Here is a 16,033-nt window from a genome sequence, read left to right on the forward strand (position 1 = left end):
TGCTGCGGCGGAAGACCGACGGCAGGCAGGAGTCCCGTCTTCCTGGGACTGCCAGTACCAGGAAGATCAGTGCGTGGCGGTGCACAGTGGGGAGCATGGCGAGCACGGAGTTCGGGCGGGCGGTACGGCATTGGCGCGACCGGGTGTCCCCGGAGGCGGCGGGGCTGCCCACGGGCGGTCACCGGCGCGCGGCCGGCCTGCGCCGCGAGGAGTTGGCGATGCTCGCCGGGATCTCGGTCGACTACGTGACCCGGCTCGAACAAGGCCGGGCGGCCAACCCGTCGGAGCAGGTCGTCGAGGCCCTCGGGCGGGCGCTGCGGCTGTCCCCGGCCGAACGCGAGCACCTCTTTCATGCCGCCGGGCTGGTACCGCCGGGCCGGGGCACGGTGCCCGCGTACATCACGCCGAGCGTGCACCGGATGCTGGACAGGCTGAGCGGGACGCCCGTCGCGGTCTCCGACGCATCGTGGACGCTGCTGCTTGCCAACCCGCTGTACACGGCGCTGATGGGGGAGCGGAACGGACGTGACCGCAATGGCGCGTGGCGCGCCTTCGTCGGCTCGGACGCCCGCGTCCGCCACACGTCGCAGTCCCGGCTCGCATTGGAGTCCGCAGTGGTCGCCGACCTGCGCGCGGCAGCCCGCCGGTACCCAGCGGACCGGCGGCTGCGGCACCTGATCACCGAACTGCGCGCGAACAGCGACCGGTTCGCCGAACTGTGGGACTCCGGAGCAGTGGGCCGCCACGAGGCGTCCCGCAAGACCATCGACCACCCGCACGTGGGCGCCGTGACACTGGACTGCGACGTCCTGAGCGTCGCGGGGAGCGAACTGCGCATCCTGATCTACACGGCCGAACCCGGCAGCCAGGACGCCGAACGCCTCGAACTCCTCAAGGTCCTGGGCACCCAGACGCTCGTCGGATAGCGACCCGGCTCGCACTCACGAGGACGTGCGGAGCAGTCCCTGCCGGAACATCCGTCGCGGGGACCTCACCACGACTCGGCCGAAGGTGATACCGCCGACCAACTCCACTTGAAGGGTATGCGGCGCCCCGGGATCGGCCGCCCGCAGGCCTTTGACCTTGCCGTAACTCATCGAGAGGGAGTCGGTGTTCACCACGATTCCCGGCCCGGTCACCAGGAGCATGGTTCCGCCGCGCATGTCCATGTCGATGCGCAGGGTGTCCCGTGTGATCACCGCTTCAGTGAAGTCGAGGGTCACGTCGCACCAGGACGCCCGGAGTTCCATCCGTCGCGGAACCACCCAGCGGCTGTCGCGGCCGACTGAACCGCCCTGCTGGACGATCCGGAGAACATCCTTGACCTCCACCGTGCCCCCGTTGGGCGTCGCCGCTACGGGCGGCAGGTCGGTCGTGAGCTCGGCCAGCTCGCCGATCGTACGTGCGGTCAGTGCGTCATCCAGGCGCTCGTCCAGCTCGGCAGCGGTCAGTCGGCCGTCTCCTGCTGCGAGGCGCAGCACGTCCACGGTCCGGTCCCGGTCGGCGTGCGAAGCCCTGAGGGCGGGCGACATGCCGGGGTCGTGAGGCTGGCCAGTGGACGAGATATTTCGCGACATGTCCGCATCATCCCCATTCCGTGGGCGGCGTCATCCGACCCGCCGGTCTCCAATGAACAAACTCACGTTATATCGCGCTACAGCCGCGAGCATACCCCTTGCGGATGCTGAGATATCCGGCGGCCGCCAGGGACCAAATGGTCTTGCTGAGGACGGAGTCGGACACCTGGCACGCATCGCGCAACGTCGCGAACTCGGGCTCGTCGCAGGCGGATCCGCCCCTGAACGCGATCCAGGATGCGGACGGGTGCACGACGCCGGACGGACCTCGTTGACCTTCCAGCCGCTGGAACGAACAGAGTCGAGGCAGCGGCTTGCGGCATTGGCCGGGCCCATGGATTCGTGGAGGAGTTGCGATGCGCGGCAAGGGCGTGCAGTACGACACCGGGACGTTCCCGAGTGGGGACAGCACCCGTAAGGCGTTTGATTCCGGTGCCGTGGCGCGCGACATGCGGGTCATCGCGCACGATCTGGGCTGTACCGCAGTACGCATCACCGGTGGCGATCCCGAGCGGCTGAGCATCGCCGCCGGGCATGCGGCAGCGGCTGGGCTGGAGGTCTGGTTCTCGCCGTTCCCCTGCGAGATGACGAACGAGGAGATGCTGCCCTACTTCGCGGACTGCGCGGACCGGGCCGAGGCGTTGCGCCGCTCGGGGGCCGAGGTCGTGTTGGTCACGGGTTGCGAGATCAGTCTGTTCGCCGTCGGCTACCTCCCGGGAGACACCTTCAACGACCGCATGCACACCCTTCGTGCGGTGCCGCTGGAACGGGAGGCCGCGCTCAAGGAGATTCCCGGCAGGCTCAACGCCTTCCTGAGCGAAGTGGTGGAGGCCGTTCGGCCGCGGTTCGGCGGCCGGGTGTCCTACGCGTCGATTCCCATCGAGCACGTCGACTGGACGCCGTTCGACATCGTCGGTGTGGATGCCTACCGCAACAGCCGCAACGCCTCCCACTACCGGGAGCAGATCCGGCAGCACTTCGCCCACGGAAAGCCGGACGCGGTCACCGAGGCGGGCTGTTGCGCCTACCGGGGCGCGGCCGACCTCGGCGCCGGCGGATGGACGGTGATCGAGGTGGACGGCCTCGTCCGGGCCGGCACGGTGCGCGACGAAGGCGAGCAGGTCCGGTACATGCGTGATCTCCTGCCGCTGTTCGAGGAGGAGGGCATTGACACGACCTTCTGGTTCAGCTTCGCCGGCTTCGAACTGCCGCACCGGGCCGATCCGCGGACCGATCTGGATCTCGGCTCGTACGGCATCGTGACGATGCTGGACAGTGCTGCCCCGGGTGCTGAGCCGACCCGGACCTACCCGGGCTCGCCCTGGGAGCCGAAGGAAGCCTTCCACGCTCTCGCGGAGCTGTACTCGGGTGCCGCCCGGCGTTAGCAGGCGCGGGGCGGCCACCGGGGCTGCGGGGGGCTCGACTCTCTGAGCTGCGGCCGGGTACGAGGTCCACGGGGGCAGCACGTCTCTCGCGCTGAGTAGGGTGGGCGGGACAGCGCATCGTGAAGTGGAACAAGGAGCAGACGTGAGCGAGCCGGCGTCCATCGCCCTGCAGCAGGAGATCGCCCGGGAACTCCAGGTGGCCGAGACCTTCGAGGCCGAGCGGGAGGTCGAACGCCGGGTGGCCTTCCTCGCCGAGCGGCTGACCTCCACCGGTCTGCGCTCCCTCGTGCTCGGCATCAGCGGCGGCGTCGACTCCACCACCGCCGGCCGACTGTGCCAGCTCGCCGTCGAGCGGGCCCGCGCCGCCGGGCACGAGGCGCGGTTCTACGCGATGCGGCTGCCGTACGGGACCCAGGCCGACGAGCACGACGCCCAGCTCGCGCTCTCCTTCATCCGGGCCGACCACGTGCTGACCGTGGACATCAGGCCCGCGAGCGACGCCGCGCTGGAGGCCTCGCTGGCCGCTGGTGTGGGCTTCCGCGACGCCCACCACCAGGACTTCGTGCACGGAAACATCAAGGCCCGGCAGCGCATGATCGCCCAGTACACGGTGGCCGGCGCGCACGACGGCCTGGTGGTCGGCACCGACCACGCCGCCGAGGCCGTCTCCGGTTTCTTCACCAAGTTCGGAGACGGTGCCGCCGACCTGGTCCCGCTGACCGGCCTGACCAAGCGCCGGGTGCGCGCCGTCGCGGACGTGCTGGGCGCACCCGCCAAACTGGTGTGGAAGTCCCCGACGGCCGACCTGGAGTCCCTCGACCCGGGCAAGGCCGACGAGGACGCGCTCGGGGTCACCTACGACGACATCGATGACTTCCTGGAGGGCAAGCCGGTGGACGAGCGGGCCTTCGAAACGATCGCCGGCCGCTACCGCCGCACCGAGCACAAGCGCCAGCTGCCCATCGCTCCCTAGGGGGCTGCCATGAGTCGCGCGGCGGAATGCCGGGGCCGTCCCGCCGCGTCGGCTCATCCCGCAACCAGCTCGATTTCCGGTTCCTGACCGCCGTCCAACAAGAAGTAGGCCAGGAACGTGGCACCCTCGTCGGTCGCATCGAAGCGGACGGGTACGCCCTCCGGCTCGTGGAACACGTCGCCCGGCTTGAGCACCGATGCCGGCTCTCCGTCTACCTGGTAGATCACAGAGCCTTCCAGGATGCTCCCGAACACGGGGCAGTTGTGCGTGTGGCGACCAGTGGCAAACCCAGGACGCAGGGTGATCCTGCGCACTTCCACGCGGGTGGTCGGCTTCATCGGCAGCACCGGGACGTCCAGCAACACCACGCGAGAGGTGGGTGGTTGCTCCGATTCCGCATCGCCGGACCTGCCCGTGTTCTCCATCCGCCGGTCATCGACCTGAACCGCCAGCTGCGGCCAGGCCGTGGCCAGGCGCGCAAGGTCGTCGGCCGCCGGCACGGTCACCGGACCCAACGCTCCGTCCGGCCTGAAATGGACCAGCGTCCCGGTCGTGCCGTCGCCCTCGACGGGCTCAAGTCCGGTGACGGGGACGCCGTGTTCGTAGCGCTGAGTCCAGGCCCCGTTGAGGCGGCGGTTGGTATGGACGAGCCACTCGCTGAGCGCCGCGACCACGGACATGCCGCGCCGAGGACGGCCGTCCGGCAGCACCTCGACCTGCGGGAAGTCGAAGAAGCGGAGATCCTTCGTAGCCATGACCGGCTTCTTCACGCTCCGGCCGTGCTCGTCCACGCGGGTGTCGGTGCCCCGTCCGTCGTCCCGGACAGACAGGGAACCGTCGGGGTGGAGCACGACGGCGCAGCGTCCCCCGCCGTTGCTCGACGCTTCGTCGGCGGCATAGGCGAGTACCTCAAGGAGGAGGTGCCAAGGTCCATCCGGAGCGAACTCCGCGGGACTCTCTCGGATACGCGCCAGATGATCCGCGTCAACGACACCGGACCAGTCGTGCGTCGTGTTGACCCAGGAAGCTCTCGATACGTCCATCAGACGAGTATCCAGCCCGGTGATGACGCCTTGAGGCCGGCCCTCCGGCTGACGACCGCCCCCCTGCTTCCGCGAGATGTCGATCGCCTCACGCACCCCCATGTCCCGCACCGCCCAGGGCGTCGCTGTCGCCCATGACTCAGAACCCTTCTTTGCGGCGCCGCATCCCCCGGGCGATCGCGGCGGGCACGACGTAGATCAGAGCGAGCGAGCCGAGCGCGAGGGCGAACGAGAACAGGCCGTTCAGCCCGGCGACCAGATTCTGATAGGGCGTCACTTTCCCCTTGTTCGCGATGGAGACGTCCAGCACGCTGTACGAGCTGATGCCCCACCAGCCCTGCACCTCGAAGAAGGCCAGTACGAGCCAGAACGCCTGGTTCCACCCACACCACTTCCCGGCCGGCATGCGTTTGCGTACCGCCGTGAGCCAGAGGCACATCCCGAGCAGTGCGGGTACGGCGAGCACCCGGAGCCAGCCCATGGCGGTGGGCAGCGCGAAGACCACCAGATACGAGCCGATACCCAGCGGCAGCAGCCAGAGCAGGCCGAACAGCGGCCGCCCCAGGAGTCCGCCGTACACCCAGTCCGGGCCGCCCAGGTGGGGGCCCTGCCACTGGACGCCGTTGTTCGGCCCGCCGGGCCCGGTCGACTGGTAGTAGTCGTAGGACGGTGCGGTGGGCTGGTGCGGGTAGCCGTAGCCGGGGGCCGCCTGCGGGGGGACGTAGCCGTAGCCGGGTTGGTGTGCGCCGTACCCCCCGCCGGGCGGCGGTGGGGGCGTCGACGGTGCCGATGGGCCGGTGCGCGGCGGGGGAGGTCCGTGCGTGGCGGCACTGTGGAAACCGGCCCCCGGAGGCGCCGGATCGTCCGTCACGGTGTCCGACCGCGCCCGTGTGAGATCGTCCTGCGCCTCCAGGTTGAGCAGTTGCTCCGACGTACGGGCAATGGCCGAAGCCACCTGCGTGGGGAGCCAGGTGTCCGTCGTCGTGTCGAACGCCCTTGTCTGGACGTGGAGTTCGGCCGCGCTCGGGCGGCGTTCGGGCTCCGGGTCCAGGCAGTGCAGGATCAGCCGTGCCAGCCGGTCGTCGACCCCCGGCAGCTCGGGGGCCTGGCTGCCGCGCCGCCGGGTGCGCCCGGTGGCCGCGAAGGCGAGCGTCAGGCCGTAGCTGTAGACGTCGCTCGCGGTGGTGACGCGTTCGCCGTACGCCTGCTCCGGCGACATGTACACGGGCGTACCGATCCGGGCGCCCGACATGGTCAGACCGGTGTCCAGGGCCGCGTGCACGATCCCGAAGTCGATGAGCTTGGGCCCCGAGGAGGACAGCAGTACGTTGGACGGCTTGAGGTCGCGGTGGACCAGGCTCTTGCTGTGGACGTGCTCCAGCGTTTCCGCGAGGTCGGCGGCGAACCGCCACAGCGCCTCCTCGGGCAGCGGGCCGAACTGGTCCACGGCGTCCTGCAAGGAGGGCCCAGGCAGGTAGTCCGAGGCGTACCAGGGGTGCTGCTCGTCGACCCCGGCGTCCACGACCGGCACGGTGCCGACCCCGGCCACCCGCTGGACGACGTCCACCTCGCGCCGGAAGCGGTCGCGGAAGCCGGGAAGGGCCGCCATGTCGGAGTGGATCAGCTTCAGCGCGACCGAGCGGCCGCCGCGATTGCGGGCCAGGTAGACCCGGCCCATACCGCCCTCGCCGAGCCGCCCCAGGATGCGGTATCCGCTCACGCTGCGCGGGTCCTGCGCGTCCAGCGCCTCCACCAACTACCCCCAAATACCTGGCTGATACGGCCGACCGGCATTCTGGCATGCCGGTGACGGACACGCACCGTACGGGGATCGGGTGCGGGGCGGGGGAGGTGTCACCGCCCTCCCCGGGTGGGGAGGGCGGTGGGGGAGATCAGTACTGGGTGGTGATCGTCAGGCCGCTGAAGGCCGTTTGACCGTACACGCTGATGTACCGGTACCCGGCGGTGCAGTTGTTGACCGTGATGCTCTCGGTGTTCCCGGCGTTGGTCGAGCGCGCCGTGTAGGCCGTGCTGGTCGCCCAGGTGTCGGGGTTGTAGTAGAGGTCGGCGTTACCGGTGCCGCCGGTGGTCGTGATGTTCAGGGTCGTGTTCCCGGCCGGCAGATAGAGGTACAGGTAGTCCAGGTCGCCCGCCCGGCCCGACAGGCCGGAGCGGGAGCAGTTCTGGCCCATGACGCGGGTGTCCGTGCTCGTGCAGGTCGGCAGGGCGCCCGTCACGGTGACGGACTTGGTCGCCTTGGCGGTCGCTCCCTTGGCGTCCGTGACGGTCAGAGTGATCGTGTACGTGCCGGCGGCGGTGTAGGTCTTGGACGGGTTGGTGTCGGTGGAGGTGGTGCTGTCGCCGAAGTCCCACGAGCGCTTGGTGATGCTGCTGCCGGTGTCGGTGGACTTGTCGGTCAGGTTCACCGACAGGCCGGAGACCGCGGTGTCGAACGCCGCGGTCGGCCCGCTGCTCGTCCCGCCGCAGGCGCCGGCGGCGCAGGCGTCCAGCCAGGTGTTGAAGTCGGCGTCGTAGCGGGTGCCGATGCCGGTGTTGTAGACCGCGTAACCGCCCGCGTAGTCACCGGTGCGGAACTTGGCCAGCATGTTCTGGACGTCGGCGGGGTGCTTCTCGATCATGTAGCGGGTGGCCAGGTAGCCCCACGGGTAGGTGCGGGTCTGGTCGGAGTTGGCGTACGAGCTCTGCCACAGCGTGCTCAGCGCGTAGGTGTGCTTGCCTGCTTCGGTGATGGCCTGGGTGTCGGGGATGCCCCGGTAGCTGTAGGAGACGTACTCCGCGAAACCTTCGATCCACCAGATGTCCGGGACGACCTGCCCGGCGCTGAAGTCGCCGTACATGTCGTAGCGGCCGTCGAGGTAGTGCGTGTACTCGTGGTTCAGGTTCCAGATGTCCCCGGGGAAGCCGTCGTTGACGCTCTTCACGTAGGAGAGGAACCGGGCTTGGTTGGCCGGGTCGGAGGGGTTGCCCTCCAGGTATTCGCCGCCGTTGTTGGTGCTGTTGCCGAAGATCCAGCCGGAGTACGTCTGGTAGTCCTTCGGGCTCGCGAACGTCACGATCTGGATGTTCGTGTTGTGGTCGTCGGCCACCGGGCCGCTGTCCTTGACGATGCCGTGGAAGTAGGCGTCCTGGCCCTTGAGGCTGGTGCACGCGGCGGTCAGGGCGTCGTTGGTCAGGGACTGGGCGCGGAAGGTGTGCCCGGCGTCGCAGGGGTAGGTGATCGGCAGGGCGGCGGCGGTGAGCTGGGCGACGAAGTCGCAGGTGCCGTAGTACGAGCACTGGGCCTTGTCGTAGGTGTCGGTCATGCCGGCGACCCCGACCCACAGCGGTGCGCCCGTGCCGGTGATCGACGAGGCGCCGAGCAGGCCCTTCGCCAGCGGCCGCACCTTGGCCTGGAGCGCGGCCGTGTCGAGGAAGCGGGTCATCTCGGTACCGGCGTTGGAGGCCAGGTAGAACCAGTTGTCGCTCAGCTTGTCCCGGTGGTTCAGTACGAACGAGCTCAGCGTGTCGATGATGCTCGGGTCGGAGGTCACCTGGGTGATGAACGCCGGGTTCCAGTGCCCGCGGAAGATCGGGGTGAACACGTCGTTGACGGCCGTGTCCATGCTCCAGTAGGCGTCGTAGGAGCTGTTGTAGGCGTTGAGCACACTCTTGTACGTGTTCAGGTAGCGGGCCTGCTCGTTGGCGCTGTCCGTCAGGATGAGGACCTCACCCATGATGCTGCCGTTCGCCGCGCTCACGTCCATGAAGTGCGGGGACGCCACGAAGGTGTCCAGTGCGCTCTCACTGGCCGTGGCCAGGGTCTGGCCGTAGGGCCCCACAGCGGAAGCGTTGTTGGACTGCACGAAGTATCCGGCGCGCAGGAACAGCACGAGCTGCCACACGTTGGTGGAGTTGTCGCCGGGATAGGTCTTCGCCACGTTCTGGTAGGCGTTGGCGATGGTGACCATCTGCGCTTCGCGGAACACGTTGTAAGCGTTGGTGCCGGTGAGAGAGAAGAGCGTGTTGATGCAGTCCATGGACGACGCCTGGACGTACGTCACCAGCGCGGATCCGGTCCGGCTGCCGAAGTCGTCCGCGGTGCAGGACGCCGTGGCGGCGCGGGCCGCCGCTCTGCCCTTCGCCGGGGTCTGCGACGGAACCGGGCGGTGCGGGGGAAGTTGAGCGGCGCTGATCGGGTGGTGTTGTACATCGGCGCGGTCTGAAAGGTCGGCGGTCGAGCCGACCGGCGGCGGCACTGCTCGTGGCTTGGGTTGGGTCGCGGTCGCGGGCTGCCGGCCCGTGCCGTGCCGGGCGTCGGCGGCTGCGGCGCGGCCCGGTTGGGCCAGCAGGGCGATGCCCAGACATAGCGTGAGGGCAAGTATCAGGAAACCGGTGAGACTTCTTCGTTCCGGTTGGGTGTTCACGTGCCGCCTCCCAGCGGTGTGACGCCGCGCTCCGGTGCGCGGCGAGGGGGGTATCGCAGGCCTTCGACCGTCCGGGCCGCCCGTGACTGGGGACGTCACGGACAGGACCCGATGGCCTGCGGGCCGGGCTGCGCACATTGGCATGGACACAGCTCGTGGCTAGTAAAATTGCACATGTCACATGTGCTGGGAAGAGGCCTGCGGGTAAACCCGAGGCAATGACCGGATGGCCAGGCCCTGTTGAAGCCCCGCCGCTACCAGCCGCTCTGCCCCTCGGCTTCGAAGAGCCGCCCGCTCGGCCCGCTCATCGAGAGCAGCGCCGTCCAGCGGGTGGGCGGAGACGTACCGGCCCGGCATTTCGCGTTCGGTCGAAAGGAGCTGCCTGCGGGGCCACTCGTAGTTGGTGTGCGCGTTTGGTACGTCCTGGCGTCGTCCAGGGGGATCACGACGGTGGCGGGGGCGTCGTCCAGGGGGTCCACGGTGGCCAGACTGATGCCCCGGTTCTCGCGGATTTCACCGCCACGACTCAACGATTGGTTGAGTCGGTAGGATCGCCGACGTGGACCTCACTGCCGTACGCACCTTCGTCACCGCCGTGGACGCGGGACAGTTCCAGGAAGCCGCCATCAACCTGTCGATCACCCCGCAGGCCGTCTCCAAGCGCATCGCCGTGCTGGAGAAGGACCTCGGTGTGCGGCTGTTCAGCCGCACGGCGCGCGGGGCCCGGCTCACCATCGACGGACAGGCCTTCCTGCCCCACGCCCGGGCCCTCCTCCAGGCCGAGGACAGGGCGGCGGCTTCCGTACGGCCGGTCCGCCGTGCGCTGCGCGTCGACGTGATCAGCCGACGGCTCTCGCTGGCCGGAGTGCTGCGCGAGTTCCACCGCGCGCACCCCGACGTCGACCTCGATGTCGTGACCCTCTTCGACTCCGACGCAGCCATCGCCGCTCTCGCGTCCGGAACGATCGACGCGACCTTCCGCGCCGTCACCCTGCCCGGGCGTCAGCTCCCCGACGGCATCCAGGCCACCCCGGTCCTCGACGAGCCCCTGTTTCTCTTCACCGGACCGGACCACGAGCTCGCCGCCGCCCGCGCGGTCTCACCCGCTCAGCTCGCCGGACGCCGGATCTGGATGCCCGGCAACATCCCCGGAACCGAGTGGGCCGCCTACTACGACGAACTCGCCGCCGCGTTCGGGTTCACCATCGAGGTCACCGGCCCCAACTTCGGCTTTGAGTCGCTGCTCGACACGATCGCGGGCTCCTCGACGCTGGCCACCTTCGTCAGCGATCGGACACCTCTCGTCTGGCCCGCCGGCCACGACCTGAGGCTGATTCCCCTGCGCGGCCCGACGCCGGTGTACCCGCACTCACTGCTCTGGCACACCGACAACCCGCACCCCGCCCTCACCGCGCTGCGCGACCGCCTCACGTCCACGTACACCGGCTACCCGGACGGCGAAACCTGGATGCCGAAATGGGCTCAGCGCTCCGAACCGCCGCGCTAGGCGCTCCGCGCGGAGCGGGGTTCGTCCGGTGCGGGCCGATGGCGTCATGCTGCCCGGACAACGATTGGTTGTGCCTTCCCGGCGGTCGGTTGTTTGATCTCGTCATCTGTTTCTCGCTTTGATGCCGGTGGTCAGCGTGTGGTTGTCACCGGGATCGGCGAGAGGTGCGATGGGCATGGCGGGTAGGCGGGTGCTGGGGCGGCGGTTCGGGCGGTTGTGGGCGGCGTACGCGGTGAGCGCGTACGGCACCGGGCTCGGGTTCGGTGCCTTTCCCCTGATCGCCGTCCTCGTGCTGCATTCCGGGCCGACCCAGGTGGCGGCGCTGGCCGCCGCCGGGCGGGCAGTGGGAGCCGTGGTCGCGGTGCCGCTCGGTCCGTGGGTGGAGTTCCGCCGTAAGCGGCCGGTCATGGTGGCGATGGACCTGGCCCGGTTCACGGCGTTGATGAGCATCCCCGCCGCGTTCGCGCTCGGCCGGCTCAGCTTCGCCCAACTCCTCGTCGTCTCCGTCGTCGTCGCCGCGGCCAACATCGCCTTCAACGCGGCCAGCGGTGCGTATCTGAAGGCGCTCGTGCCGCCGGAGGACCTGCTCGTCGCGAACGGCCGGTTCGAGTCCACGACATGGACCGCGACGGTGGTCGGACCACCGCTCGGCGGGGCCGCGATCGCGATGTTCGGCCCGGTGACGACCGTGGTGGCCGATGCGGTCAGCTATCTGCTCTCCGCGCTGGGCATCCGCTCGATCGGCGGGACGGAAGCGCTCCCGGCGCGGACCGGTGCAGCGCGGCTGCGAGCAGGCGATCTGCTCGAAGGATGGCGCCACATCCTCACCCACCCCACGCTGCGCCCGCTGTTCTTCAACACGATCGTGGTCAACGGCCTGATCATGGCCTCCGATGCGCTGCTCGCCGTACTCCTGCTTGGCCGACTCGGCTTTGCTCCCTGGCAGTACGGTCTCGCCTTCGCGGCGCCGTGCGTCGGCGGCCTCGTCGGCTCACGCCTCGCGCGCCGGCTCGCGGCGCGGTTCGGGCAGCACAAGGTGATGCTCACCGCCGGGGCGCTGCGTGCGTGCTGGCCTGTCGGATTGGCGTTCGTCGGGCCCGGCGTACCCGGGATCGTCCTCATCATCTTCGTCCAACTCGGCCTGGTGACCTGCTGCGGGGTGTTCAACCCGGTGCTGGCCACCTACCGGCTCGACCACACCGACCCCGGCCGGGTGGCCCGCACCCTGGCCGCGTGGTCGATCAGCAGCAGCGCCGCCATCGCGGCCATGACCGCCGTGTGGGGCCTGCTGGCCGCCATCACCAGCCCCCGCACCGCGATCGCGGCCGCCGGAGTCCTCCTCCTGGCTACCCCGCTGCTGCTCCCGCGCCGCGGGAACACGCCCCACAACACGGTGGAACAGACCGCAAGCCTCACATGACCCTCACATGACCCGCCGCAGCTCGGCGGTGTGCCCCGAGTCGGGCCGGACTTCTGGTCGTCGACGACCGTCGGCTACCGCCCGAGCCGCCGTTTCAGCCGGAAAATGCCAGGGTAGTCAGCACCGGCGCAACCCCCGCAACCGCACATGAGGAGGCCGACCGTGCCGTCGACAGGTGAGCTGCCCCCGGATCGCGGCAACGGCAGAGGCGACGGCAACGGCAACGGAAACGGCGACGAAGACGCGCAAGTGATCGTCGTGGGCGCGGGACCGGCGGGCTCGACCGCCGCCCTGTACCTCGCCCGGGCCGGCGTCGACGTCCTGCTCCTTGAGAAGAGCGCCTTCCCCCGTGACAAGGTCTGCGGTGACGGCCTCACCCCACGAGCCGTACACCAGTTGGTCCGGATGGGCGTCGACATCGACGCGCCCGGGTGGCTGCGGAACCGCGGAATGCGCTGGGTGTGCGGCGGCCGCGAGGTCACCATCGACTGGCCGGCGCTGGGCAGTTACCCCGACTTCGGCCTCACCCGCAGCCGCCACGACTTCGACGACATCCTCGCCCGCCAGGCCCGGGCGGCCGGTGCCCGACTGCGTACGGAAGTCAGAGCGACCGGCCCGCTGACCGACCGCATCGGGCGCATCGTCGGCGTCAGCGCCCTCGCCGGAGCGGACAAACGGCCCCGGACCTACCGCGCCCCGCTCGTGATCGCCGCCGACGGCGCTTCCGCCCGCACCGCCCTGGCCATGGGACTGCGACGCGACCCCCAGCGGACCATCGCCACCGCCGGCCGCCGCTACTACCGAAGCAGCGCCCGCACCCACGACCCGTACCTGGAACTCTGGGCCGACCTGCGCTGCTCCCGCACCGGCCGAGACCTGCCCGGATACGGGTGGATATTTCCCCTCGGCGACGGTCGGGTCAACGTCGGCCTCGGCGCCCTGCCCCACCGCGACCACGGCCCCGTCGACCTCAGGGCCACCCTCGACCAATGGCTGACCCGGCTGCCACACCACTGGGGACTGAGCGAAGAGAACGCGGACTCACCGTTTCGAAGCGCAGCCCTTCCGATGGGCTTCAACCGCCACCCGCAGTACAGCCGCGGCCTGCTGCTCACCGGCGACAGCGCCGGCATGGTCAGCCCCTGGAGCGGTGAAGGCATCGTCCAGGCCATGGAAGCGGGAGAAATCGCCGCCGAGACCGCCGCGCTCGCCCTGCTCCGGCCCGGCGGCCCGCGGCGTGAACAGGCACTGCGGCAGTACCCGAGCGAAGTCAGCCGGCGCTGGGGCCGCTACTACCGGCTCGGCAACACCGCTGCCGACCTGATCCTGGGACGCTACGGCTACCGCCCCCTCCTCAACCGGCACGTCATGTCGTCCCCCGCCCTGGTCCGCGCCCTCGCACGGCTGCTGACCCACGTCGCCGACGAACCCTCCCACGACCTCATCGACAGAACTCTCCACACCCTCCTGCGTGTTGTGCCCGCACGGCCCGCGCGCCGCGGGACCCCGGCCCCCTGAACCGAGCATGCCGCCGACCTGCCCGGAGGCTCAGCGGCAGGCTTCGGAGATGCCTGTGAGCCAGTCGTGGATCGCGGCGCGCTGCTCCGGTGTGAACGACCATTTCTGGTGGGGCTCGGTCTTCCTCGTCAACATCCCGGTCGTGGCGCTCGCGTTGGCCGGGATCGTCACGCTGGTCCCGAACTTCCGCAGCCCCACCCCGCGTCCGCTGGACCCGGCCGGGCTGCTGCCGTCGGCGCCTGCAAGGAGCCCGCGGCTTCTCGCCGCTGCAGGCGGGCCTGGCCTTTTCCCCGGCGGCGCTCGGCACGATCGCGGGGGTGCCGCTCGGCGTCCGGCTGGTTCGCCGCTGGTCGCTACGGCCCGTTGCCTCCACGGCGCTGGCCGCGGCGGGCCTGGCCATGGGCTGCAACATGTTCTTCGGGCTGCGTACCCCCCCTCGTCTGGAACGAGATCGCGTATCTGGTCCAGGGCCTCTCGATCGGCATGGTGATCGGCCCGGTGACGGCGGCACTGATGAGCACCCTGCCGCTGGAGCGGGCCGGTGCCGGGTCGGCCGTCACCAACACCGTGCGCCAGACCGGCAGTCTGCTCGGGATCGCGGTGGGCGGCACGATCATGTCGATCGTGTACCGGCGCGGGATCGAGGTCTGGCTGCACGGTCAGCCCGGCCCGGTGCGGGAGCAGGCGCGGGTCTCCGCGGAGCGGGCCCGGCGCGCCGCCACCGCGATCCACCAGCCCGTCCTGGCGCACGCCGTGGATGACGCGTTCATCCACGCCATGCACGTCAGCGCCGTCTGGACCATGCTGATCGCACTCTCCGGGGCGGTCCTGCTGGTGACCGCCCTGCGTCCGGCGCGAAAGCCCACGGGGGTTCCCCGGGATTCCGTGCCTGGGCGAATGAGCGGGACACTGTGACATCCGATGGGGTGTGAAGCGACGCTGGGTAGCGTGAAGCCCTTGGCAACCTCAGTGCAATGTGAAATATTACTGACGTGCCCACGAGAAACACCCCGGATGTCATCGTCGTCGGGGCGGGCGTGGTCGGCGCGGCCTGCGCCTACTACGCCGCCCGAGCCGGCCTCACCGTCACCGTGATCGACCGCGGCCCCGTCGCGGGCGGGACCACGGGCGCGGGTGAGGGGAACCTCCTGGTCTCCGACAAGGAGCCCGGACCCGAACTCGAACTGGCCCTGCACTCCACCGCGTTGTGGGCCGAGCTCGCCGAACTGCTGCCTTCGCGGATCGAGTACGAGCCGAAGGGCGGCCTGGTGGTCGCCTCCGGCCAGGACGGAATGCGGGCCCTGCGCGACTTCGCGGCGGGCCAGGAGCAGGCGGGCGTCACCGCTCGGGAAATCCCGGCGGACCGGCTCCGGGACCTGGAGCCCCACCTCGCCCCCGGCCTGGCCGGCGGCTTCCACTACCCGCAGGACGCGCAGGTCATGCCGGCCCTGGCCGCAGCCCACCTGCTCCGGGCGGGCGGTGACCGGGTACGCCTGAGACTCGGTGAAGAGGTGACCGGCCTGCTCACCGGAGGGGATGGACAGGTGCGGGGGGTGCGGACGAGCACTGGTGAACTCCACGCCCCGTTCGTGGTCAATGCCGCCGGGCCCTGGGGCGGCGAACTCGCCCGGCTCGCGGGCGTGGACCTCCCCGTCCTGCCGCGCCGGGGCTTCGTCCTGGTCACCGAACCGCTGCCGCGCGTGGTGCGGCACAAGGTGTACGCCGCCGACTACGTCACCGATGTGGCGAGCGGTTCCGCCGCGCTGCAGACCTCGGTGGTGGTCGAGGGCACCCCGGCGGGCCCGGTCCTGATCGGCGCGAGCCGCGAACGGGTCGGTTTCGACCGTACGGTGTCCACCGAGGCGCTGGGGCGTCTCGCGGCCGGGGCCACCGCGCTCTTCCCGGTCCTGGCCGGGGTGCGGGCCATGCGCACCTACGCGGGGTTCCGCCCCTATCTGCCCGACCACCTGCCGGCGATCGGCCGCGATGCGCGCGTCCCGGGGCTGCTGCACGCCTGCGGCCACGAGGGTGCGGGGATCGGGCTCGCCCCGGCCACGGGGCTGATCATCGCGCGGCTCCTGACCGGTGGCGAACCGCCCCTGGACATCCGGCCGTTCGACCCCGGTCGCTTCGAGCCCGCCGTCTGACCCCCGTCCCTTCGAGCCGATCCACCCGCTACGAGAGGA

The 16,033-nt window shown here is 70.2% G+C and carries 14 protein-coding genes; 8 read left to right on the forward strand and 6 right to left on the reverse strand.

Annotated features, from left to right (window positions below; translation table 11 throughout):
- Nucleotides 1-95: 95 nt before the first annotated feature.
- Nucleotides 96-926: a helix-turn-helix transcriptional regulator gene (locus ACIBK6_RS10210; protein ID WP_399050502.1), complete on the forward strand. Its 831-nt coding sequence runs from the start codon at nucleotides 96-98 to the stop codon at nucleotides 924-926.
- A gap of 15 nt (nucleotides 927-941) precedes the next feature.
- Here the strand turns inward: ACIBK6_RS10210 and ACIBK6_RS10215 are convergent, their stop codons facing one another.
- On the reverse strand, nucleotides 942-1,577 hold the full coding sequence (locus tag ACIBK6_RS10215; RefSeq protein ID WP_399050504.1) for a DUF1707 domain-containing protein: 636 nt from the start codon (nucleotides 1,575-1,577) through the stop codon (nucleotides 942-944).
- A gap of 356 nt (nucleotides 1,578-1,933) precedes the next feature.
- Between ACIBK6_RS10215 and ACIBK6_RS10220 the strand changes: the two genes are divergently transcribed.
- Together ACIBK6_RS10220 and nadE are read left to right on the forward strand one after the other, a co-directional pair.
- Entirely contained in the window at nucleotides 1,934-2,962 is a 1,029-nt protein-coding gene (locus tag ACIBK6_RS10220) for a hypothetical protein (protein ID WP_399050506.1), read from the forward strand.
- 142 nt (nucleotides 2,963-3,104) lie between these two features.
- Nucleotides 3,105-3,935 carry an ammonia-dependent NAD(+) synthetase gene (nadE, locus tag ACIBK6_RS10225; RefSeq protein WP_399050508.1) on the forward strand — a complete coding sequence of 277 codons (831 nt, stop codon included), beginning with the start codon at nucleotides 3,105-3,107 and terminating at the stop codon, nucleotides 3,933-3,935.
- A 53-nt stretch (nucleotides 3,936-3,988) separates the two neighbouring features.
- On the opposite strand, the gene ACIBK6_RS10230 is transcribed toward nadE, so the two are convergent.
- From ACIBK6_RS10230 to ACIBK6_RS10245, 4 genes are all read right to left on the reverse strand, one after another.
- On the reverse strand, nucleotides 3,989-5,074 hold the full coding sequence (locus tag ACIBK6_RS10230; protein WP_399050510.1) for a cupin domain-containing protein: 1,086 nt from the start codon (nucleotides 5,072-5,074) through the stop codon (nucleotides 3,989-3,991).
- A gap of 43 nt (nucleotides 5,075-5,117) precedes the next feature.
- The gene (locus tag ACIBK6_RS10235) at nucleotides 5,118-6,698 is read right to left on the reverse strand and encodes a serine/threonine-protein kinase (RefSeq protein WP_399050512.1); all 1,581 of its coding nucleotides are present in this window, start codon (nucleotides 6,696-6,698) and stop codon (nucleotides 5,118-5,120) included.
- Between the two features lie 172 nt (nucleotides 6,699-6,870).
- Nucleotides 6,871-9,402 carry a collagenase gene (locus ACIBK6_RS10240; RefSeq protein WP_399050514.1) on the reverse strand — a complete coding sequence of 844 codons (2,532 nt, stop codon included), beginning with the start codon at nucleotides 9,400-9,402 and terminating at the stop codon, nucleotides 6,871-6,873.
- Nucleotides 9,403-9,656: 254 nt separating this feature from the next.
- The gene (locus ACIBK6_RS10245; RefSeq protein ID WP_399050516.1) at nucleotides 9,657-9,881 is read right to left on the reverse strand and encodes a hypothetical protein; all 225 of its coding nucleotides are present in this window, start codon (nucleotides 9,879-9,881) and stop codon (nucleotides 9,657-9,659) included.
- Between the two features lie 80 nt (nucleotides 9,882-9,961).
- On the opposite strand from ACIBK6_RS10245, the gene ACIBK6_RS10250 reads away from it, so the two are divergent.
- From ACIBK6_RS10250 to ACIBK6_RS10260, 3 genes are all read left to right on the forward strand, one after another.
- Nucleotides 9,962-10,909: a LysR family transcriptional regulator gene (locus ACIBK6_RS10250; RefSeq protein WP_399050518.1), complete on the forward strand. Its 948-nt coding sequence runs from the start codon at nucleotides 9,962-9,964 to the stop codon at nucleotides 10,907-10,909.
- Between the two features lie 175 nt (nucleotides 10,910-11,084).
- Entirely contained in the window at nucleotides 11,085-12,329 is a 1,245-nt protein-coding gene (locus ACIBK6_RS10255) for an MFS transporter (RefSeq protein ID WP_399050520.1), read from the forward strand.
- Between the two features lie 180 nt (nucleotides 12,330-12,509).
- Complete coding sequence (locus ACIBK6_RS10260) at nucleotides 12,510-13,847, forward strand: geranylgeranyl reductase family protein (protein ID WP_399050984.1); 1,338 nt, start codon at nucleotides 12,510-12,512, stop codon at nucleotides 13,845-13,847.
- A gap of 30 nt (nucleotides 13,848-13,877) precedes the next feature.
- Here ACIBK6_RS10260 and ACIBK6_RS10265 read toward each other — a convergent pair whose 3' ends face one another.
- On the reverse strand, nucleotides 13,878-14,045 hold the full coding sequence (locus ACIBK6_RS10265) for a hypothetical protein (RefSeq protein ID WP_399050522.1): 168 nt from the start codon (nucleotides 14,043-14,045) through the stop codon (nucleotides 13,878-13,880).
- Between the two features lie 300 nt (nucleotides 14,046-14,345).
- Here ACIBK6_RS10265 and ACIBK6_RS10270 point away from each other — a divergent pair, with 300 nt between their 5' ends.
- Nucleotides 14,346-14,762: a hypothetical protein gene (locus tag ACIBK6_RS10270; protein ID WP_399050524.1), complete on the forward strand. Its 417-nt coding sequence runs from the start codon at nucleotides 14,346-14,348 to the stop codon at nucleotides 14,760-14,762.
- A 77-nt stretch (nucleotides 14,763-14,839) separates the two neighbouring features.
- A complete protein-coding gene (locus ACIBK6_RS10275; protein ID WP_399050526.1) occupies nucleotides 14,840-15,994 on the forward strand; it encodes an NAD(P)/FAD-dependent oxidoreductase in 1,155 nt (384 codons plus the stop codon).
- The last annotated feature ends 39 nt before the right edge of the window (nucleotides 15,995-16,033 follow it).

It is taken from the genome of Streptomyces sp. NPDC050485 (genome assembly GCF_044458185.1).
In the GTDB taxonomy this organism is placed as follows: domain Bacteria; phylum Actinomycetota; class Actinomycetes; order Streptomycetales; family Streptomycetaceae; genus Streptomyces.

Coding starts and splice junctions, on each gene's coding strand:
- ACIBK6_RS10210 (WP_399050502.1), top strand. CDS start 96: ATGGCGAGCACGGAGTTCGGGCGGGCGGTACGGCATTGGCGCGACCGG.
- ACIBK6_RS10255 (WP_399050520.1), top strand. CDS start 11,085: ATGGCGGGTAGGCGGGTGCTGGGGCGGCGGTTCGGGCGGTTGTGGGCG.
- ACIBK6_RS10220 (WP_399050506.1), top strand. CDS start 1,934: ATGCGCGGCAAGGGCGTGCAGTACGACACCGGGACGTTCCCGAGTGGG.
- ACIBK6_RS10215 (WP_399050504.1), bottom strand. CDS start 1,577: ATGTCGCGAAATATCTCGTCCACTGGCCAGCCTCACGACCCCGGCATG.